The organism is Micromonospora sp. HK10, from assembly GCF_000982955.1.
In the GTDB taxonomy this organism is placed as follows: Bacteria; Actinomycetota; Actinomycetes; order Mycobacteriales; family Micromonosporaceae; genus Micromonospora.
In genome coordinates this window covers 1-543 of record NZ_KQ058819.1, presented here as the reverse complement: position 1 = coordinate 543, position 543 = coordinate 1, and the positions used below count along the sequence as shown (strand labels likewise).

Sequence of the window (543 nt, the reverse complement as noted above, 5' to 3'; positions counted from 1 at the left end):
CCGGCGCTGGATGATCGCCATCATGGTGGCCGTACTGATCCTGCTCTGCTCCGGGGTGATCTCGTACAACTACCGGAAGTACATGCTCGGCGCCGATCCGGGCGCGCTGGCTCCGGTGAGCGTGACGTCCGGCGCGGTACGGTCCCACGGAGCCGACGATCTGGTCGGGACGTCGTACCGTCGTGAGGTACGGCTCCAGCCGGCTGACGGCGAGACGACGACGAGCGAAGGACGAGAGACGCGATGACAGCGCAGGCCCGCCTGCTCGGTGGCAGGTACCAGGTCGGCGAGCTGCTCGGCTACGGCGGCATGGCGGAGGTGCATCGTGGCCGCGATCTCCGGCTCGGTCGGGATGTCGCGATCAAGATGCTCCGGGCGGATCTGGCCCGGGATGCCACCTTCCAGATGCGGTTCCGCCGGGAGGCGCAGAACGCCGCTTCGCTGAACCACCCGGCCATCGTCGCCGTGTACGACACCGGCGAGGAGACCGCGCCCACCGGCGAGACCCTGCCCTTCATCGTGATGGAGTTCGTCAACGGGCGG

The 543-nt window shown here is 68.7% G+C and carries 1 protein-coding gene and 1 pseudogene; both read left to right on the top strand.

Annotated features, from left to right (window positions below; all coding sequences use genetic code 11):
- Nucleotides 1-247, top strand: a pseudogene (locus LQ51_RS14130) (serine/threonine protein kinase); the annotation flags it as partial.
- A partial coding sequence (locus LQ51_RS14125) for a protein kinase domain-containing protein (RefSeq protein ID WP_046565969.1) occupies nt 244-543 on the top strand: 300 nt, incomplete at its 3' end. The pseudogene LQ51_RS14130 and the gene LQ51_RS14125, both read left to right, overlap by 4 nt.